Consider the following 15,008-nt stretch of genomic DNA (forward strand, 5'->3'; position numbering starts at 1 on the left):
CCTCCCCCCTTGTAATCCGGCGACCCTTGTGCCCCGCCACCCCAGCCCGCTAGCGGAGCAGCCGCGACAGCACGCGGTCGGCGAGGACTTTGCCGCCGGTCTGGCAGGTCGGGCAGTACTGGAGCGTGGAGTCGTGGAAGATCACCTGGCGGACGGTGTCGCCACAGACTGGACAGGCTTCGCCGGTGCGGCCGTGGACACGCATCCCGAGCTTTTTCTCCCGCTTGAGGTCGGCGGCGTGCAGGCCCTCAGCGCGAGCGAGCGCCTCCTCCAGCGTGTAGCGGACCGCGGAGTAGAGACGGTCGAGCTCGTCGACGGTGAGCGCCGCGGGTTTGAACGGAGACATTCGCGCGACGTGCAGGATCTCGTCGGAGTAGGCATTGCCGATGCCGGCGATGCGCGACTGGTCGCGGAGAACGCCCTTCAGCTGCGCCCGGCCCGCGGTGGCGAGGATCGCGCCGAAGATCTCCTTCGTGAAAGCCGGATCGAGCGGGTCGGGCCCCAGGCGGGCGACGCCCGGCACATCGAGCGGGTCGGCGACGATCGAGAGCGCCAGGCTCTTCTTCGTGCCTGCCTCCGTTACGTCGAAGCCCGACCCGTCGTCGAGGGTCAACCGCGCGGCTAGCGGACCGCGGCCCGGCTTCACCGGAGCCGTCGGCCGCTCCGGACGCCAGCGAACCCAGCCGGCGCGGGCGAGGTGCAGCAGGACGTGCGCGTCTCCGACGGCGAGGTCGAGGAGCTTGCCGTGCCGCGTCACGCCGTGCACAATCTCGCCGGCCAGGGCCGAGGGTGGGATCGCCACCGTCTTCAGCGCGGAGATCGCGAACACATCGAGCCGTCTGAGCGTACGTCCGCCGAGACGCGCATTCAGGTCGAGCGTGAGCGCCTGGACCTCGGGGAGTTCGGGCATGCGACCACCCTGCCGCGCACCCCCGACCCCGTCCACCCCTGACCAGCGGATTCGCGAGCGCCTCAGGCGCCGAAGCGCGTCGCTGCGACCTTCCGCAGGAACAGCTCGTGGAAGCGGTAGTCGCCGGTGATCTCCGGATGAAAGGCCGTGCCGAGCAGAGCGCCCTGCTCTACCGCGACCACGCGACCGTCGGCCACGCTCGCGAGCGCCGTCGCCCGCTCCCCCAGCTCCTCCACGACCGGTGCCCGGATGAAGACTGCGTGCACAGGAGGATCACCGATCACCGGCACGTCCAGATCGGTTTCGAAGGAGTCGAGCTGATTGCCGAACGCGTTCCTGCGGACCGACACGTCCAGGCCGCCGAAACTGCGCTGGCCGTCGATCCGGTCGAGTACCCGATCGGCGAGCATGATCAGCCCGGCGCAGGTCCCGTAGACGGGCAGGCCCGCCTCGATCGCGTCGGCCACCGGCTCGGCGAGTCCGAAGAGCCGCGAGAGCTTGTCCATCACCGTCGATTCGCCGCCCGGGATGACCAGACCGGCGACGGACGCGAGCTCCTCTGGACGACGCACCAGCACCACCTCGGCGCCAAGCTCGCGCAGGACGTGGGCGTGCTCTCGGAAGTCCCCCTGCAGTGCAAGGACACCGACGCGGAGGCCCTCGAGGGACTCCCGCATCAGTCCTCCGCCAACCGGCGCCGTGTCCCGGCTACCAGCCACGCTCGGCGAGACGGTGCGGCGCGGGCACGTCGGCCACATTGATGCCGACCATCGCCTCGCCTAGGCCGCGCGACGCCTCCGCGACGACTTTCGCGTCGTCGAAGAAGGTGGTCGCCTTCACGATGGCGGCCGCGCGCTTGGCAGGCTCGCCCGACTTGAAGACGCCGGAGCCGACGAACACGCCGTCAGCCCCCAGCTGCATCATCAGCGCCGCGTCGGCCGGAGTCGCGACTCCGCCGGCAGTGAAGAGGACGACGGGGAGCGTGCCGGTGCGCGCGATCTCGACGACCAAGTCGTACGGCGCCTGCAGTTCCTTGGCCGCGACGTAGAGCTCGTCCTTCGTCATTGCAGCGAGGCGGTTGACCTCGGCCGAGATGGTACGGATGTGTTTGGTCGCCTCGGAGACGTCGCCCGTGCCGGCCTCACCCTTCGAGCGGATCATGGCCGCGCCCTCCGTGATGCGGCGCAACGCCTCGCCCAGGTTGGTCGCGCCGCAGACGAAGGGGACGGTGAAGTTCCACTTATCGATGTGGTTCACGTAGTCGGCAGGCGAGAGGACCTCGGACTCGTCGATGTAGTCGACGCCGAGCTCCTGCAGGATCTGCGCCTCGACGAAGTGGCCGATACGCGCCTTCGCCATGACGGGGATCGAGACGGCCGAGACGATGCCGTCGATCAGGTCGGGGTCGCTCATCCGCGCGACTCCGCCCTGCGAGCGAATGTCGGCGGGGACCCGCTCGAGCGCCATGACGGCGACCGCGCCGGCGTCCTCGGCGATCCGGGCCTGCTCGGCGTTGACGACGTCCATGATCACGCCGCCCTTGAGCATCTCGGCGAGACCGCGCTTGACGCGGCTCGAACCGAACTGCTCCGAGGCGGACGAGGACGAAGTGGTGGTGTCGGTCATGTTCGCGAGTCCTGTTCTATGCGGCGTCCCAGTCTACCGGGGCGGCCGGACCTACCGGGTCGGCCAGGCCGACGCGAGGCTCGCCCGGACGTCGCCGAGCAGCTGCGGGAGCGCCTTCGTGCGGGCGATGATCGGGAAAAAGTTGGCGTCGGTCGCCCAGCGCGGGACCACGTGCTGGTGCAAGTGCGCGGCGATCCCGGCTCCGGCGACCGCGCCCTGGTTCATTCCGAGGTTGAAGCCGTCGTTGTTCGACACCGAGCGGACAACGCGCATGGCCGTCTGGGTGAGCGACCCGACCTCGGCCACTTCCTCCGGGGTGGCCTCGTCGTAGAGCGGGATGTGCCGGTACGGGCAGACCAGGAGGTGACCGGAGTTGTACGGGAACAGGTTCAGCAGCACGTAGGCGTGCTCCCCGCGGGCCACGATCAGGGCCTCCTCATCGCTCAGCGTGGGAGCCACGCAGAAGGGGCAGTCGTCGGCGCCGGGCTGTCCCTTCTGGATGTAGACCATGCGGTGCGGCGTCCACAGCCGCTGGAACTCATCGGGCACGCCCGCGAGGTGCGCGGAGCCCTCCGCTCCGTCAGGCACGAGGTCAGGCACGAGGTCGGGCACGCTCAGACCTGCGCCTTCGTGGCGACGGCCTCGCGGATGCGCGCGACGGCGTCAGCGACCGGGATCCCGTTCTCCTGCGTGCCGTCCCGGAATCGGAAGCTGACGGCTCCGGCGTCGCGGTCCTTCTCGCCCACGATCATCTGGAACGGCACCTTCTGCAGCGTGGCGTTACGGATTTTCTTCTGCATCCGGTCGCTGGAGTAGTCGATCTCGGCGCGGATCCCGGAGCGCCTGAGCTCGCCGACGACCTCCTCGAGGTAGGGCAGGTACTCGTCGGCGATCGGGATCCCCACGACCTGCACCGGCGACAGCCAGACCGGGAACGCGCCCGCGTAGTGCTCGGTGAGAATGGCGAAAAAGCGCTCGATCGAGCCGAAGAGCGCGCGGTGGATCATCACGGGACGCTTCTTCGATCCGTCCGACGCGGTGTACTCGAGCTCGAAGCGCTCAGGCTGGTTGAAGTCGAGCTGGATCGTGGACATCTGCCAGGTGCGGCCGATGGCGTCGCGCGCCTGCACCGAGATCTTCGGACCGTAGAACGCCGCTCCCCCCGGATCGGGCACCAACTCGAGGCCGGAAGCGACGGCGACCGCGCGCAGCGAGGCGATCGCCTCCTCCCACTGCTCGGGCGCGCCGACGAACTTCGGGTTGCCCTCTTCATTGGTGGAGAGCTCGAGGTAGAAGTCGTCGAGGCCGTAGTCGCGCAGTACCTGCAGCACGAACTCCAGGTTGCGGGTCAGCTCGGCCGGCACGTCCTCCTGCGCGACGTAGATGTGGGCATCGTCCTGGGTGAGGCCTCGGACGCGGGTGAGTCCCTGGAGGGTTCCGCTCTTCTCGTAGCGGTACACCGTGCCGAACTCGGCCAGCCGCAGCGGCAGCTCGCGGTAGCTGCGGCCGCGCGAGCGGAAGATCAGGTTGTGGAACGGGCAGTTCATGGGCTTGAGGTAGTAGTCCTGGCCCTGGCGCGTGACGTTGCCGTCCTCGTCCTGCAGCTCGTCGAGGTGCATCGGGGGGAACATTCCCTCGGAGTACCACTGCAGGTGCCCGCTGGTCAGGAACAGGTCGCCCTTGGTGATGTGCGGCGTGTAGACGAGCTCGTAGCCGTGAGCGAGCAGCTGCTCGCGCATGTATTGCTCGATCTCGTAGCGGATGATCCCGCCCCTGGGGTGGAACACGGCCAGACCGGAGCCGATCTCGTCCGGGAACGAGAACAGGTCGAGCTCGTGGCCGAGCTTGCGGTGGTCGCGGCGGGCCGCCTCCTTGAGCCGGGCCTGGTACTCGCGCAGCTCGTCCTTCGTGGGCCAGGCAGTGCCGTACACGCGCTGGAGCTGGGGGTTCTTCTCGGAGCCGCGCCAGTACGCCGCCGCATTGCGGGTCAGGGCGTAGCCGTTGCCGATCATGCGGGTGTTGGGCAGGTGCGGGCCGCGGCAGAGGTCCTTCCACACCGTCTCGCCCGAGCGCGGGTCGACGTTGTCGTAGATGGTCAGCTCGGCGCCGCCGACCTCGACGCTCTCGTCTTCGGCTCCCCCGCCCTTGATGCCGATCAGTTCGAGCTTGTAGGGCTCGCCGGCGAGCTCGGCGCGCGCCTGCTCCTCGCTGACGACGCGGCGGACGAACCGCTGGCCCTGGCGCACGATGCGGTCCATCGCCTTCTCGAGCGCCTTCATCGCCTCGGGCGTGAAGGGCTCCTCGACGTCGAAGTCGTAGTAGAAGCCGTCGGTGACGGGCGGGCCGATGCCCAGCTTCGCCTCCGGATTGATCTGTTGCACGGCCTGCGCGAGCACGTGAGCGGTGGAGTGCCGGAGGATGTTCAGACCGTCGGGCGAGGAGATCAGCACCGGCTCGATGCGGTCGCCGGGGACGACGTCGGCGGCGAGGTCCTTGAGCTCACCGTTGACGCGGATCGCGACCACGGCCCGGTCGGTGAAGTGCGTGAATCCCGTGCCCGCCTCGGTGACGACCGAGTGGGATTCGTTCTCTGCGGGATTCGACAGTTCGTTCGACACGTGCGGGCACTCCTCGGGCTCGGCTGACCCCTCGACTGTAGTCGGCGGCGGCCACTCCCCGAGCGCGTCGGGAGTCAGCTCGTAGGCGCAGCAGACGGAGTGCTCCGACCCGGTGGAGGCGCCGAACGGGGGGATGGCGTGGCGCGAAGGATCGCCGTGGCCGCACCGGTGCCACGGGCGACGGGGTCGGCGGACATCCGCTTGCCGAAGAGCTGATCGGCACCGCTCTAGAATCAGCGCATGCCAGACGACTCCGCCCCACTGCCCGCGCCCGGGTGGTATCCGCACCCGGCCGATCTCGGCTCAGAGCTCTACTGGGACGGTGCAGCGTGGACCGACCGGTCCCGCCCGTCCTCCTCCGCGCCCGTCCCCGCGTACGGGACGCCCGAGGGCGCCCCGGAGCAGGAGCTCTACGCCTACCCCTCGGCTCCGTCGTCCACGGCCGGGCGCAATCCGATGGCGGTCGCGAGCCTCGTACTCGGCGTCCTGAGCCTGCTCATCAACCCGCTGCTGGTCCCGTCGATCCTGGCCATCGTCTTCTCCGTGCGCGGCCGGGCGGCCGCCGCAGTGGTCGGCGGCGGACGCGGGCTCGCGACGGCGGGACTCGTTACCGGGATCCTCGGCCTGGTGTCTGGCGTGTTCACCTTCGTGACCAACGTCTCGGCCGAACTCTTCGGCCTGGCCGGCTGACCGGGGTGCCGCTGCCGCCGATGCTCCGATGACCGCGCGCCGGAGTGCTCCCTGGCTCGTCGTCCTCGCGGTCGCACTCGCCGCCCTTGTGCTGCGCGGACCGATCGTCGCGGTCGCACCGGTGATCGACGTGGTGCGTGCGGACCTCGCGCTCTCGTCCGGCCAAGCGGGGATCCTCACCAGCATCCCCGTGCTCTGCTTCGCCCTGGCGACCCCACTCGCGCTGCTGGTGATCCGCCGGGTCGGGCCGGACGCCGCCGTCACGGTTACGGTGCTCGGCGTCGCGCTCGGCACGATCGTGCGCTCCATCGGCGATGTCGCGCCGGTCGTCGTGGGGACGATCCTGATCGGCGTGTTCATCACGGTCGGCAATGTCGTCCTCCCCGTCGTGATCCGCCGCGACGTCCCGCCCGAGCGTGTCGACCTGACGACCGGCGTGTACACCGCGGCCCTCAACATCGGGTCCACGATCACCTCGCTCGGGACCGCCCCACTCGCCCTCGCACTCGGCTGGCGTGGCGCCCTGCTCGTCTGGCTCGCGCTGAACGCGCTCGCGCTCGTCGGCTGGCTCCTCGCTGTCGGCTCTCCGGCGGCCCTGCTGCCGGCACCACGCCCCGCCCGCGCCGACCGTGAGTCGCCCGGGCCCGCCCCGCGCATCTTCCGCAGCGCCACCGTCCTCGCGCTCGCCCTGTGCTTCTCGAGCCAGGCGTTCTCGTACTACGGGGTGACCGCCTGGCTGCCGTCGCTGCTGGTCGACCGCAACGGCTTCTCGAGCGCGACGGCCGGTGCGAGCGCCTCCGTGTTTCAGCTCGCCGCGGTCGCCGGCGCGCTCGGCGTGCCGCTCCTGGTGCGCCGGCTGGGGCCGCTGGGCAGCATCGTGCTGGTGGGCCTGCTCTGGTGCACGGTGCCGGCGGGTCTGCTGCTCGCGCCGCAGCTCTGGGCCCTGTGGTGTGTTCTGGGCGGGGCGGCGCAGGGCGGCGGATTCACGGTGGTGTTCGTTCTCGTGGTGCGGCTCTCGCGCTCGGACGGGCACGCGTCACGGCTCTCGGCCACGGTGCAGGGCATCGGCTACGCCGTGGCCGCCACCGCGCCGACCGTCATCGGCTTCGCGCACGACGTGAGCGGGGGCTGGGCGGCGCCGCTGGTGACGGTGCTCGCCGCCACCTGCTCCTTCCTCCTCTTCGGGACGCTCGCCGCGGCGCGCCAGCGCCGGGCGTGACCATCGACACGTCCGATCGGAGAGTCAAGTGGGCCGTTCGAGAACTGTCCGACCCGTAGCGTGTCGGCATGGCCGAGAAGAGCACGACCCGTGAGAAGACCGCGCCCGATCCCGACGATGCACGTAAGCCCGATGACGTCACCGACATCACCAAGCGTTCCTGGTTCTACGTCCTCAAGAAGACGGCACGCGAATTCGGAGCCGACCAGTGCACCGACCTGGCTGCCGCGCTCACGTACTACGCCGTCCTCGCACTGTTCCCGGCCCTGCTCGCAATCGTGTCGGTGCTGGGCCTCTTCGGCCAGGCGCAAGCCACGACCGATCTGGTCCTCGACCTGATCGGCACCCTCGCATCCGGCCAGGTCGTCGACCTGCTGCGCGACCCGGTCCAGGCGTTGACCAGCTCCTCCGCCGCGGGCCTGGCCTTCGTGACGGGTGTCGTCGGCGCCATGTGGTCCGCCTCCGGCTACGTGGGCGCCTTCGGTCGAGCGATGAACCGGGTCTACCAGATCGACGAGGGCCGTCCCTTCTGGAAGCTCCGCCCGACGATGCTCGGCGTCACTGTCGTGACCGTCGTCCTGATCGTCGTCGCAGCGCTGATCCTGGTGCTCAGCGGGCCTGTCGCGTCGGCCGTCGGCGACGTGGTGGGCCTGGGGCCCGCCGCACTCACCGTCTGGAACATCGCCAAGTGGCCGGTGCTGCTCGTCATCGCGATCGTGATCATCGCGATCCTGTACTACTGGGCGCCCAACATCCGTCAGCCGAAGTTCCGGTGGATCAGCATCGGCTCGATCGTCGCCCTGGCGATCTGGCTGATCGCCTCGACCGGATTCGCGTTCTACGTCGCGAACTTCTCCAACTACAACAAGACCTACGGCTCCCTCGGCGCGGTGATCGTCTTCCTGCTCTGGATCTGGATCACCAACATCGCCCTGCTCTTCGGAGCCGAGTTCGACGCGGAGCTCGAGCGCGGCCGCGAGCTCCAGGCCGGCATCGAGGCGGAGGAGACCGTCCAGCTCCCCCCACGCGACACGGCGGCGAGCGACAAGAAGGCGGCGGCGCACGAGAAGGACGTCCGTGACGGCCGCTGGTTGCGCCTGTCCAGCGAAAACCGCGGCGACGCCGATGACCACGGCGAGGACGCAGAGAAGGACTGAGTCAGGACTCGGCCCTTCAGTCAGCGCAGATGTGCGATCTCGCGCCGAAGATCCACGCCGCTGAGACTGGATTCCAGCACAGGGAGCCCTCGGCCATGCGGGAGGAGAGGCCGTCGAGTCGGTCGCGCCAGACGGGCCAGGGGCCGGTCCCGCCGTGCAAAATACGCGCCAGTTCAGGGATCCGGAAGCCCTCGAGCGAGGGCCGCCGCGTCAGGTACGGTCCACTCATGCCCCCAGGGTGAGCGGCAGGACTCCGAAGACATCCGCAAGCTGCATCCCGCGCCAATCGGATCCTCCGAGTAGCGCGCCCCTACCCTTTTGGGCGTGCTGGAGCAGCCGCTCCGCGCGCCCGGTGACGAAGGAACCCCCGTGACGCAGAGCGACGACGACCTCGAGCCGGCGCAGCCCGACTTCTCCAGGGAGCAGGAGGGCTACCGGCCCGGCCTGAAGCCCCGACAGCTGCAGATGATCGCCATCGGCGGTGCGATCGGCACCGGTCTCTTCCTCGGCGCGGGCGGACGTCTCGCCTCCGCGGGCCCCTCGCTCGTGGTGGTCTACGCGGTCTGCGGCGGCTTCGCCTACCTCATCCTGCGCGCGCTCGGGGAGCTCGTGCTGCACCGGCCCAGCTCCGGGTCCTTCATTTCCTACGCCCGCGAGTTCCTGGGCGAGAAGGCCGCTTTCGTCGCGGGTTGGATGTACTTCCTGAACTGGGCGATGACAGCGATCGCCGACGTCACCGCGGTGGCCCTCTACGTGAAGTACTGGTCGCTGTTCTCCTCCGTGCCCCAGTGGTTGCTCGCCCTGATCGCCCTGGTCGTGGTGCTCTCGCTCAACCTGGTCTCGGTGAAGGTCTTCGGCGAGCTGGAGTTCTGGTTCGCGCTCATCAAGGTGACCGCACTGGTGGTCTTCCTCGTGATCGGAGTCGTCGTGCTCGCCGCGGGCTGGCCGCTGCAAGCCGGCCCCGTCACGGTCGATCCGGGAATCAGCCTCTGGAAGGACAACGGCGGCGTCCTCCCGGGCGGGCTGATCGCGAGCGTGCTGGTCGTCCAGGGAGTCGTCTTCGCCTACTCGGGCGTGGAGCTGGTGGGCACGGCGGCCGGCGAGACCGCCGAGCCGGCGAAGGTGATCCCTCGGGCGATCAACTCGGTCATCCTGCGCATCGCCGTCTTCTACGTCGGCTCGGTGCTGCTGCTGACCCTGCTCCTGCCCTACACGGCCTACTCGAAGGGCGAGAGTCCGTTCGTTACGTTCTTCAGCTCGCTCGGCGACGGCTCGTCGGGTGAGATCGCCGGCTCGATCATGAACTTCGTCGTCCTGACCGCCGCCCTCTCGAGCATCAACGCCGGGCTCTACTCGACGGGCCGGATCCTGCGCTCGATGGCCCTCAACGGCTCCGCTCCTGCTTTCACGGGGCGGATGAACAAGCAGGGAGTCCCCTACGGCGGCATCCTGCTCACCGCGAGCATCACGCTGGTCGGTATCGTGCTCAACCTCTTCGTTCCGGCGGAAGCGTTCGAGATCGTCCTCAATGTGTCGGCGCTGGGCATCGTCACCGGCTGGGGCATGATCGTCCTCTGCCAGATGCAGCTCCAGCGCTGGGCCGCCGAGGGCCGCCTCCAGCGCCCCTCCTTCCGAATGCCGGGCGCTCCCGTGACCTCATGGATCACCCTGGCCTTCCTGGTGATCGTCGTCATCCTGATCGCCGTCGACTTCCCCACGGGCACCTGGACCGTGGGGATCGTCGCCGTGATCGGTGTCCCGGCCCTCTTCGTCGGCTGGAACGTCGCCAAGCCCCGCATCCTGTCCATCGCCGCCGCCCGCGACGGCTTCACGGGCGCCCACCCCGTGATCGCCGCTCGACCCGCCTCCGAAGCCAAACGCGGCGAGAACGAGCGGCGTCGCGAGTAGACGAGGCCAGCGCCACCGCAGGTCGGCGCCGCCGCAGAGAGCGCAAGAGCAGCGTGTCGCCGGCGCTGAGCACGTGCGCGAGGTGCTGCGGGCGCGGCCCGGGGACGTCCCCTTTCGCGAGTCGCCCGGAGTCGCCCGCCTCGAGCGTGGGGCCGACGGTGAGGCGGCACTCGCGACAACGTCGACTCGGAGCCACTCCGCTTCCGTCCCCTCCGCGTAGAGGGCCAGCAATGCCCCGTCGGAGAGATCGCGACCCGGGGGCGAGAGCCCGTCGATACGCGTGCTCACGCCGCCGACGTCGCACTGTGGCGGAGGAAGGCGGGCGCACGCCAGCCGTCGAGTGAGCTCGAGGGTGTGCAGGGTGTTCTTGTTCAGGTCATGGCCGGGGTCGACGGTGATCAGCTCGGGCTCGCTGCGCGGGGCTCCCAGGCTGTGGGTGATCACGCGCTGGGCGGAGGAGGACGCGAGGACACCGAGCATCCCCGGGTCGTGCAGCCCGCTCGTGTCGTTGACCACGCCTGCCCCGGCGGCGATGCTCGCGCGGGCCACCTCGGCGCGCGTGGTGTCCACCGAGACCACCACGTCGCTCCGCTCAGCGATGCCCGCCACGACCGGAACGACCCGGTCGAGTTCCTCCTGCACCGAGACGGCCGGGCCGCGCCCGAAGGGCACCCCACCGATGTCGACCCAGTCGGCGCCGGACTCAGCGGCGCGCACTGCCGCCTGAATCGCGCTGTCCAGGGCGAAGGTGGAATCCCTGTCGTAGAAGGAGTCGGGGGTGCGGTTCACGACCGCCAGGACGGCGACCTGCCGCTCGACGTCGAACTCTCGTCCACCGATGCACCGCATCGTCCCCGGAGGCTCGAGCGGTCCACCCTCGACGGCCGCGGTGGTCACGCCACGGACGATCCTCGCCACTGCCACCGGGCCGACGACACCGCCGGAGTCTGGAAACGACAGAACCCTCGGCCAGGGGCCGAGGGTTCTCGTGGTGGGCGATACTGGGATCGAACCAGTGACCTCTTCCGTGTCAGGGAAGCGCGCTACCGCTGCGCCAATCGCCCGCTGCTCCCTGCGGAGCTCCTCGTTCGGCGAACGATCGAGGTGGATACGGGATTCGAACCCGTGTAGACGGCTTTGCAGGCCGCTGCCTCGCCTCTCGGCCAATCCACCGTGTACGGGATTCGGTGTCGGCGGCCCGAAGACCGTCCAGGTGGGAGGCGCCCGAGGGGTGCTTTCCCGATGACAACGGCCCGGGGGCCGGTGTTCGAGCGGATGACGAGATTCGAACTCGCGACCCTCACCTTGGCAAGGTGATGCGCTACCGCTGCGCCACATCCGCATGTAGGTCGTGCTGGTGTTGCTGTCGTGCTTGACGCACTGTCGTGCTTGTCCTGTCGTGCTTGTCGCACTGTCTCCCCGGCGCTTTCGCTGACCGGCTCGACCTAGAAGAATGTATACGACGCGAGCGCAGGTTTCCAAATCGAACGGGTACCGATTCTCGGCCCTGGACGGCGATTCCGCGTTTTCCCGAGCGAAACCGGGTTGTCACAGCCCGTTCACCCGGGCGTGGCGGGTGAGCGCGGTGCATCCGGGCCCCGCGGATCCGCTACGATCGACTCTCGGGTCGTCCAGCACGTCCCCTGGGGCGATTGGCGCAGTTGGTAGCGCGCTTCCTTCACACGGAAGAGGTCATCGGTTCGAGTCCGGTATCGCCCACCCTATGATGGGCCGCTCGCACGCTGTCTCCGGCGCGCTCGCCTGGGCCGCGGCAACCTCGGTGCCCGCCGTCGCGGTCTCTTTCGGCCTTGACGGGCTGCCGCTCGAACTGCGCTTAGTCGGTCTCGGGGTCACTGCGGGCTGGGCTTTGGCACCCGATGCCGACCACGCGAGCGCGACCATCTCCCGCTCTGCCCCCGGCGCGTCCCTCCTCACCGCGACCGCCGGCCGCATCAGCGGCGGGCACCGCCACGGGATGCACTCGCTGCTGGCTGTCGCCGTCGTCTGGTACCTGGTGCCGGTGCTCACTGCGCTGCGATTTTCGGTGCCGTTCGTGGGACCGGTCGCCGTCGCAGCCGCCATCACCCTGCCCGCCCTGGCCTTTGCGGCGAAGGCCGTCCGCGCCGCCCCCTCGTGGCCGATCGCCTGGGCCGGAGCGACGGTCGTCACCGTTCTCGTCGTGGCCCTCGCCGACGGCACCTGGGCATGGCTGCGGGTTGCCGCGACCCTGGGCTACCTCGTGCACCTCGCCGGCGACGCTCTCACCACCGAGGGGATCAACTGGCTGTGGCCGTTGCGCGTGCGCCTGCCGCACCGACTCCGCCGCACTCCGCTGCGCCATGTCTGGACCTCCGGCGGCTACGCCGCGCTCCCCGTGCTGGGCTCCGCCGGCTCGTGGCGCGAGACGATTCTGTACTGGCTGATGTGCGCGGCGACCATCGCCATCACCGCCTCCGTCCTCGCGGCCGAGCTGCGCTAGGGCGTGCGGATCGCGCCTCGAGCTTCCCTCCCCGCGCCTGCGACCCCTCGGGGCGCCTCTGCCCGCCTACTCTCACCAGCGACCCGGAGCGACGGTCGGGCAGACCCGACCACCGACACCGGCGCGGGGAAGTGGAGCGACGCGATGAAGATCTTCGCCGCGATGACGGTCAAGGACGAGGCGGACATCGTCGAGGACGTGATCCGTGCCGCGCTGTCCTGGGCGGATCTGGTCCTGGTGATGGACAACGGCAGCACCGACGGGACGTGGGAGGTGCTGGAACGGCTCGCCGCCTCCGAGGAGCGCGTCGTGCTCTGGGGCCGCTTCCTCGGGCGGTTCCGCGACTCGCTCCGTCAGCAGATCTTCGCCGACTTCCGGCACCTCTCGGCGCCGGGCGACTGGTGGTGCCGCCTCGACGCCGACGAGTTCTACCTCGACGACCCGAGGCAGTTCCTCGAGAGCCTGCCCTCCCGCGTCGACCACGTCTTCAGTGCATCGTTCCAGTTCTTCCTCACCGAGGAGGACCTCGCCCGCGAGCGGGAGAGCGGACCGGACCACTCCGCGATGTCCTGGTATCTCTGCAACCACTCCGAGATCCGCTTCGTGCAGCATCGCCCGCGGACGCTCTGGCCGCAGCACACCGTCTGGCCGCTCGGGCTCGCGCATCCCGCGACAACCCGGATCCGGCTGCGGCACTACCAGTATCGGACGGCCCAGCAGGTCCAGGGACGTCTGGCGGTTCGGGCAGCGAGCGGCCCCGACGCCGTGCTCTTCGGGCACGAGAAGGGCTCGGCCGAGCAGTGGTACCGGCGGCGCGGCCTCACCCCGCCGGCCGACCCGGCGCTCCAGGCCGCCCGGGTCGTCCTGACCTCCGAGCTGCAGAACTCCCCGGTGTTCGACCCGACTGCCGCGTATCCCGATCCGCCCCGACGCCGATCGCCGCAGCGGGCACTGGCCGAGAGCGTGATCGCGGCGGCCGAGGCGGTCTCAGCCCCGTTCCTGCGCCGCCTGGGCGACTGATCCGACCAGGTCAGAGCACCTTCCCCGGGTTCATGATTCCCAGCGGGTCGAACACCGCCTTGATGCCCCGCTGCAAGGACATCGAGTCCTCGCCCAGCTCCTGCGCCAGCCAGCGCCGCTTGAGCAGGCCCACGCCGTGTTCGCCCGTGAGCGTCCCGCCCAGGGACAGGGCGGTGCGGAAGAGTTCGGCCGCCGCCGTCCACACCTCCTCGCTCACACCGACGTCGCCCGCGGGCAGCACGAAGTTCGGGTGCAGGTTCCCGTCTCCCGCGTGCGCGACCGTGGGGATGTCGAGCCCCGTGCGCTGTTCTATGCCACGGATCGCCGCGAACATCGCCGGCAATGCGGAGCGGGGCACGCAGACGTCCTCGATCAGCACCCTGCCCTCGGCCTCGAGCGCCGGGTGGAAGGCGCGGCGGACGGCCAGCAGCGCCTCACCCTCCGCCGGATCCCCGGTCGCCTCAGCAACGCCCCCGGACGCGGTGACGATCTCGAGAATCCGCCGCGACTCCTGCATCGCTCCGGCGCCGTCCGCCTGCACGAGCAGGTAGGCCGCGCCGCGGTCCAGCGCCGCGCCGGTGTAGCGCGAGATCGCGGCGAGCGCCGCCTCGTCCATCAGCTCCATGACCGCGGGGCGGAGCCGGGCGGCGGTGATCGCGGCGGAGGCGGCGGCTGCAGCGACCACGCTCGGGAAGTACGCGCCGACGGTGACCATGCCTCCGCTCGGGATCGGCCGCAGCTTCACGGTCGCCTCGACGATCACGCCCAGGGTCCCCTCCGAGCCTGTCAGCAGCGCGGTGAGGTCGTAGCCGGTGACACCCTTCACGCTGCGGCGGCCGGTGCGGAGGAGGCGGCCGTCGGGGAGCACGACAGCGAGGCCGAGCACGGCCTCCCGGGTCACGCCGTACTTGGCGCACAGCAGTCCGCCCGCGTTGGTCGCGATGTTGCCGCCGATACTCGAGATCGCCTTACTCGCGGGATCGGGCGAGAACACGAGTCCGTGCGGGGCCACGGCATCCGAGAGCGCCTGGTTGATCACGCCGGGCTCGACGACCGCCAGCTCGTCCTCCAGCGACACCTCGAGGATCCGGTCCATCGCTGCGGTCGAGAGCACGAGTGCCCCCTCACTCGCGACTCCCCCGGCAGCCAGCCCCGTCCCCGCCCCGCGCGGAACCACCGGGATGCGGTACTGGGTGGCGATACGCAGGGCCGCCTGGACGTCGGCGATGCAGCGCGCCGTGACGAGCGCGAGAGCACGCCCCTGTGCGGCGTAGCCCGATTTGTCTGTGTGCACCCCCTCGAACTCCGGCCCCTCGGTGAGCACCGCGTCCCCGAGCGTGTCACGCAACAGCCGGAGGATCTCGTGATCGTGCATGATTCG

13 protein-coding genes, 4 tRNA genes and 1 pseudogene are annotated in these 15,008 nt (G+C 69.9%); 7 read left to right on the plus strand and 11 right to left on the minus strand.

Annotated features, from left to right (window positions below):
* Nucleotides 1–49 precede the first annotated feature (49 nt).
* The 5 genes from C5D07_RS11885 to thrS all read right to left on the minus strand — a co-directional run bounded on the left by C5D07_RS11885 (nucleotide 50) and on the right by thrS (nucleotide 5,142).
* Nucleotides 50–910 carry a DNA-formamidopyrimidine glycosylase family protein gene (locus tag C5D07_RS11885; RefSeq protein WP_104259425.1) on the minus strand — a complete coding sequence of 287 codons (861 nt, stop codon included), beginning with the start codon at nucleotides 908–910 and terminating at the stop codon, nucleotides 50–52.
* A gap of 62 nt (nucleotides 911–972) precedes the next feature.
* Nucleotides 973–1,587, minus strand: a complete 615-nt coding sequence (pdxT, locus tag C5D07_RS11890) for a pyridoxal 5'-phosphate synthase glutaminase subunit PdxT (RefSeq protein ID WP_068252736.1) — start codon at nucleotides 1,585–1,587, stop codon at nucleotides 973–975.
* A gap of 31 nt (nucleotides 1,588–1,618) precedes the next feature.
* Nucleotides 1,619–2,536, minus strand: coding sequence for a pyridoxal 5'-phosphate synthase lyase subunit PdxS (gene pdxS / locus C5D07_RS11895; protein WP_068252734.1), 918 nt, complete (start codon nucleotides 2,534–2,536; stop codon nucleotides 1,619–1,621).
* Nucleotides 2,537–2,587: 51 nt separating this feature from the next.
* A complete protein-coding gene (locus C5D07_RS11900) occupies nucleotides 2,588–3,148 on the minus strand; it encodes an HIT family protein (protein WP_237358243.1) in 561 nt (186 codons plus the stop codon).
* A gap of 2 nt (nucleotides 3,149–3,150) precedes the next feature.
* Nucleotides 3,151–5,142 (minus strand): threonine--tRNA ligase, encoded by a 1,992-nt coding sequence (gene thrS / locus C5D07_RS11905; RefSeq protein WP_068257161.1) that lies wholly within the window; start codon nucleotides 5,140–5,142, stop codon nucleotides 3,151–3,153.
* Nucleotides 5,143–5,394: 252 nt separating this feature from the next.
* Here thrS and C5D07_RS11910 point away from each other — a divergent pair, with 252 nt between their 5' ends.
* From C5D07_RS11910 to C5D07_RS11920, 3 genes are all read left to right on the plus strand, one after another.
* On the plus strand, nucleotides 5,395–5,844 hold the full coding sequence (locus C5D07_RS11910) for a DUF4190 domain-containing protein (protein ID WP_068252731.1): 450 nt from the start codon (nucleotides 5,395–5,397) through the stop codon (nucleotides 5,842–5,844).
* A 28-nt stretch (nucleotides 5,845–5,872) separates the two neighbouring features.
* Nucleotides 5,873–7,063, plus strand: coding sequence for an MFS transporter (locus C5D07_RS11915; RefSeq protein ID WP_068252728.1), 1,191 nt, complete (start codon nucleotides 5,873–5,875; stop codon nucleotides 7,061–7,063).
* A 68-nt stretch (nucleotides 7,064–7,131) separates the two neighbouring features.
* A complete protein-coding gene (locus tag C5D07_RS11920) occupies nucleotides 7,132–8,220 on the plus strand; it encodes a YihY/virulence factor BrkB family protein (RefSeq protein ID WP_068252726.1) in 1,089 nt (362 codons plus the stop codon).
* A gap of 16 nt (nucleotides 8,221–8,236) precedes the next feature.
* Here C5D07_RS11920 and C5D07_RS15450 read toward each other — a convergent pair whose 3' ends face one another.
* Nucleotides 8,237–8,449 (minus strand): hypothetical protein, encoded by a 213-nt coding sequence (locus C5D07_RS15450; RefSeq protein WP_146079795.1) that lies wholly within the window; start codon nucleotides 8,447–8,449, stop codon nucleotides 8,237–8,239.
* 140 nt (nucleotides 8,450–8,589) lie between these two features.
* Between C5D07_RS15450 and C5D07_RS11925 the strand changes: the two genes are divergently transcribed.
* Entirely contained in the window at nucleotides 8,590–10,128 is a 1,539-nt protein-coding gene (locus tag C5D07_RS11925) for an amino acid permease (RefSeq protein ID WP_249028232.1), read from the plus strand.
* 468 nt (nucleotides 10,129–10,596) lie between these two features.
* Here C5D07_RS11925 and C5D07_RS16460 read toward each other — a convergent pair.
* The 4 genes and pseudogenes from C5D07_RS16460 to C5D07_RS11945 form a co-directional block, all read right to left on the minus strand.
* Nucleotides 10,597–10,977 (minus strand): annotated as a pseudogene (locus tag C5D07_RS16460) (dihydropteroate synthase); the annotation flags it as partial.
* Nucleotides 10,978–11,117: 140 nt separating this feature from the next.
* A tRNA-Val gene (locus tag C5D07_RS11935) sits at nucleotides 11,118–11,192 on the minus strand.
* 38 nt (nucleotides 11,193–11,230) lie between these two features.
* A tRNA-Cys gene (locus C5D07_RS11940) sits at nucleotides 11,231–11,301 on the minus strand.
* A gap of 97 nt (nucleotides 11,302–11,398) precedes the next feature.
* A tRNA-Gly gene (locus C5D07_RS11945) sits at nucleotides 11,399–11,470 on the minus strand.
* 304 nt (nucleotides 11,471–11,774) lie between these two features.
* On the opposite strand from C5D07_RS11945, the gene C5D07_RS11950 reads away from it, so the two are divergent.
* The 3 genes from C5D07_RS11950 to C5D07_RS11960 all read left to right on the plus strand — a co-directional run bounded on the left by C5D07_RS11950 (nucleotide 11,775) and on the right by C5D07_RS11960 (nucleotide 13,627).
* A tRNA-Val gene (locus C5D07_RS11950) sits at nucleotides 11,775–11,847 on the plus strand.
* Nucleotides 11,848–11,851: 4 nt separating this feature from the next.
* Nucleotides 11,852–12,607 carry a metal-dependent hydrolase gene (locus C5D07_RS11955; RefSeq protein WP_068252712.1) on the plus strand — a complete coding sequence of 252 codons (756 nt, stop codon included), beginning with the start codon at nucleotides 11,852–11,854 and terminating at the stop codon, nucleotides 12,605–12,607.
* Nucleotides 12,608–12,751: 144 nt separating this feature from the next.
* Nucleotides 12,752–13,627, plus strand: a complete 876-nt coding sequence (locus C5D07_RS11960; RefSeq protein WP_068252709.1) for a glycosyltransferase family 2 protein — start codon at nucleotides 12,752–12,754, stop codon at nucleotides 13,625–13,627.
* A 10-nt stretch (nucleotides 13,628–13,637) separates the two neighbouring features.
* Here the strand turns inward: C5D07_RS11960 and C5D07_RS11965 are convergent, their stop codons facing one another.
* Nucleotides 13,638–15,002, minus strand: coding sequence for an FAD-binding oxidoreductase (locus tag C5D07_RS11965; RefSeq protein ID WP_068252704.1), 1,365 nt, complete (start codon nucleotides 15,000–15,002; stop codon nucleotides 13,638–13,640).
* Between the last annotated feature and the right edge of the window lie 6 nt (nucleotides 15,003–15,008).

Source organism: Rathayibacter tritici, assembly GCF_002932875.1.
In the GTDB taxonomy this organism is placed as follows: Bacteria; Actinomycetota; Actinomycetes; order Actinomycetales; family Microbacteriaceae; genus Rathayibacter; species Rathayibacter tritici.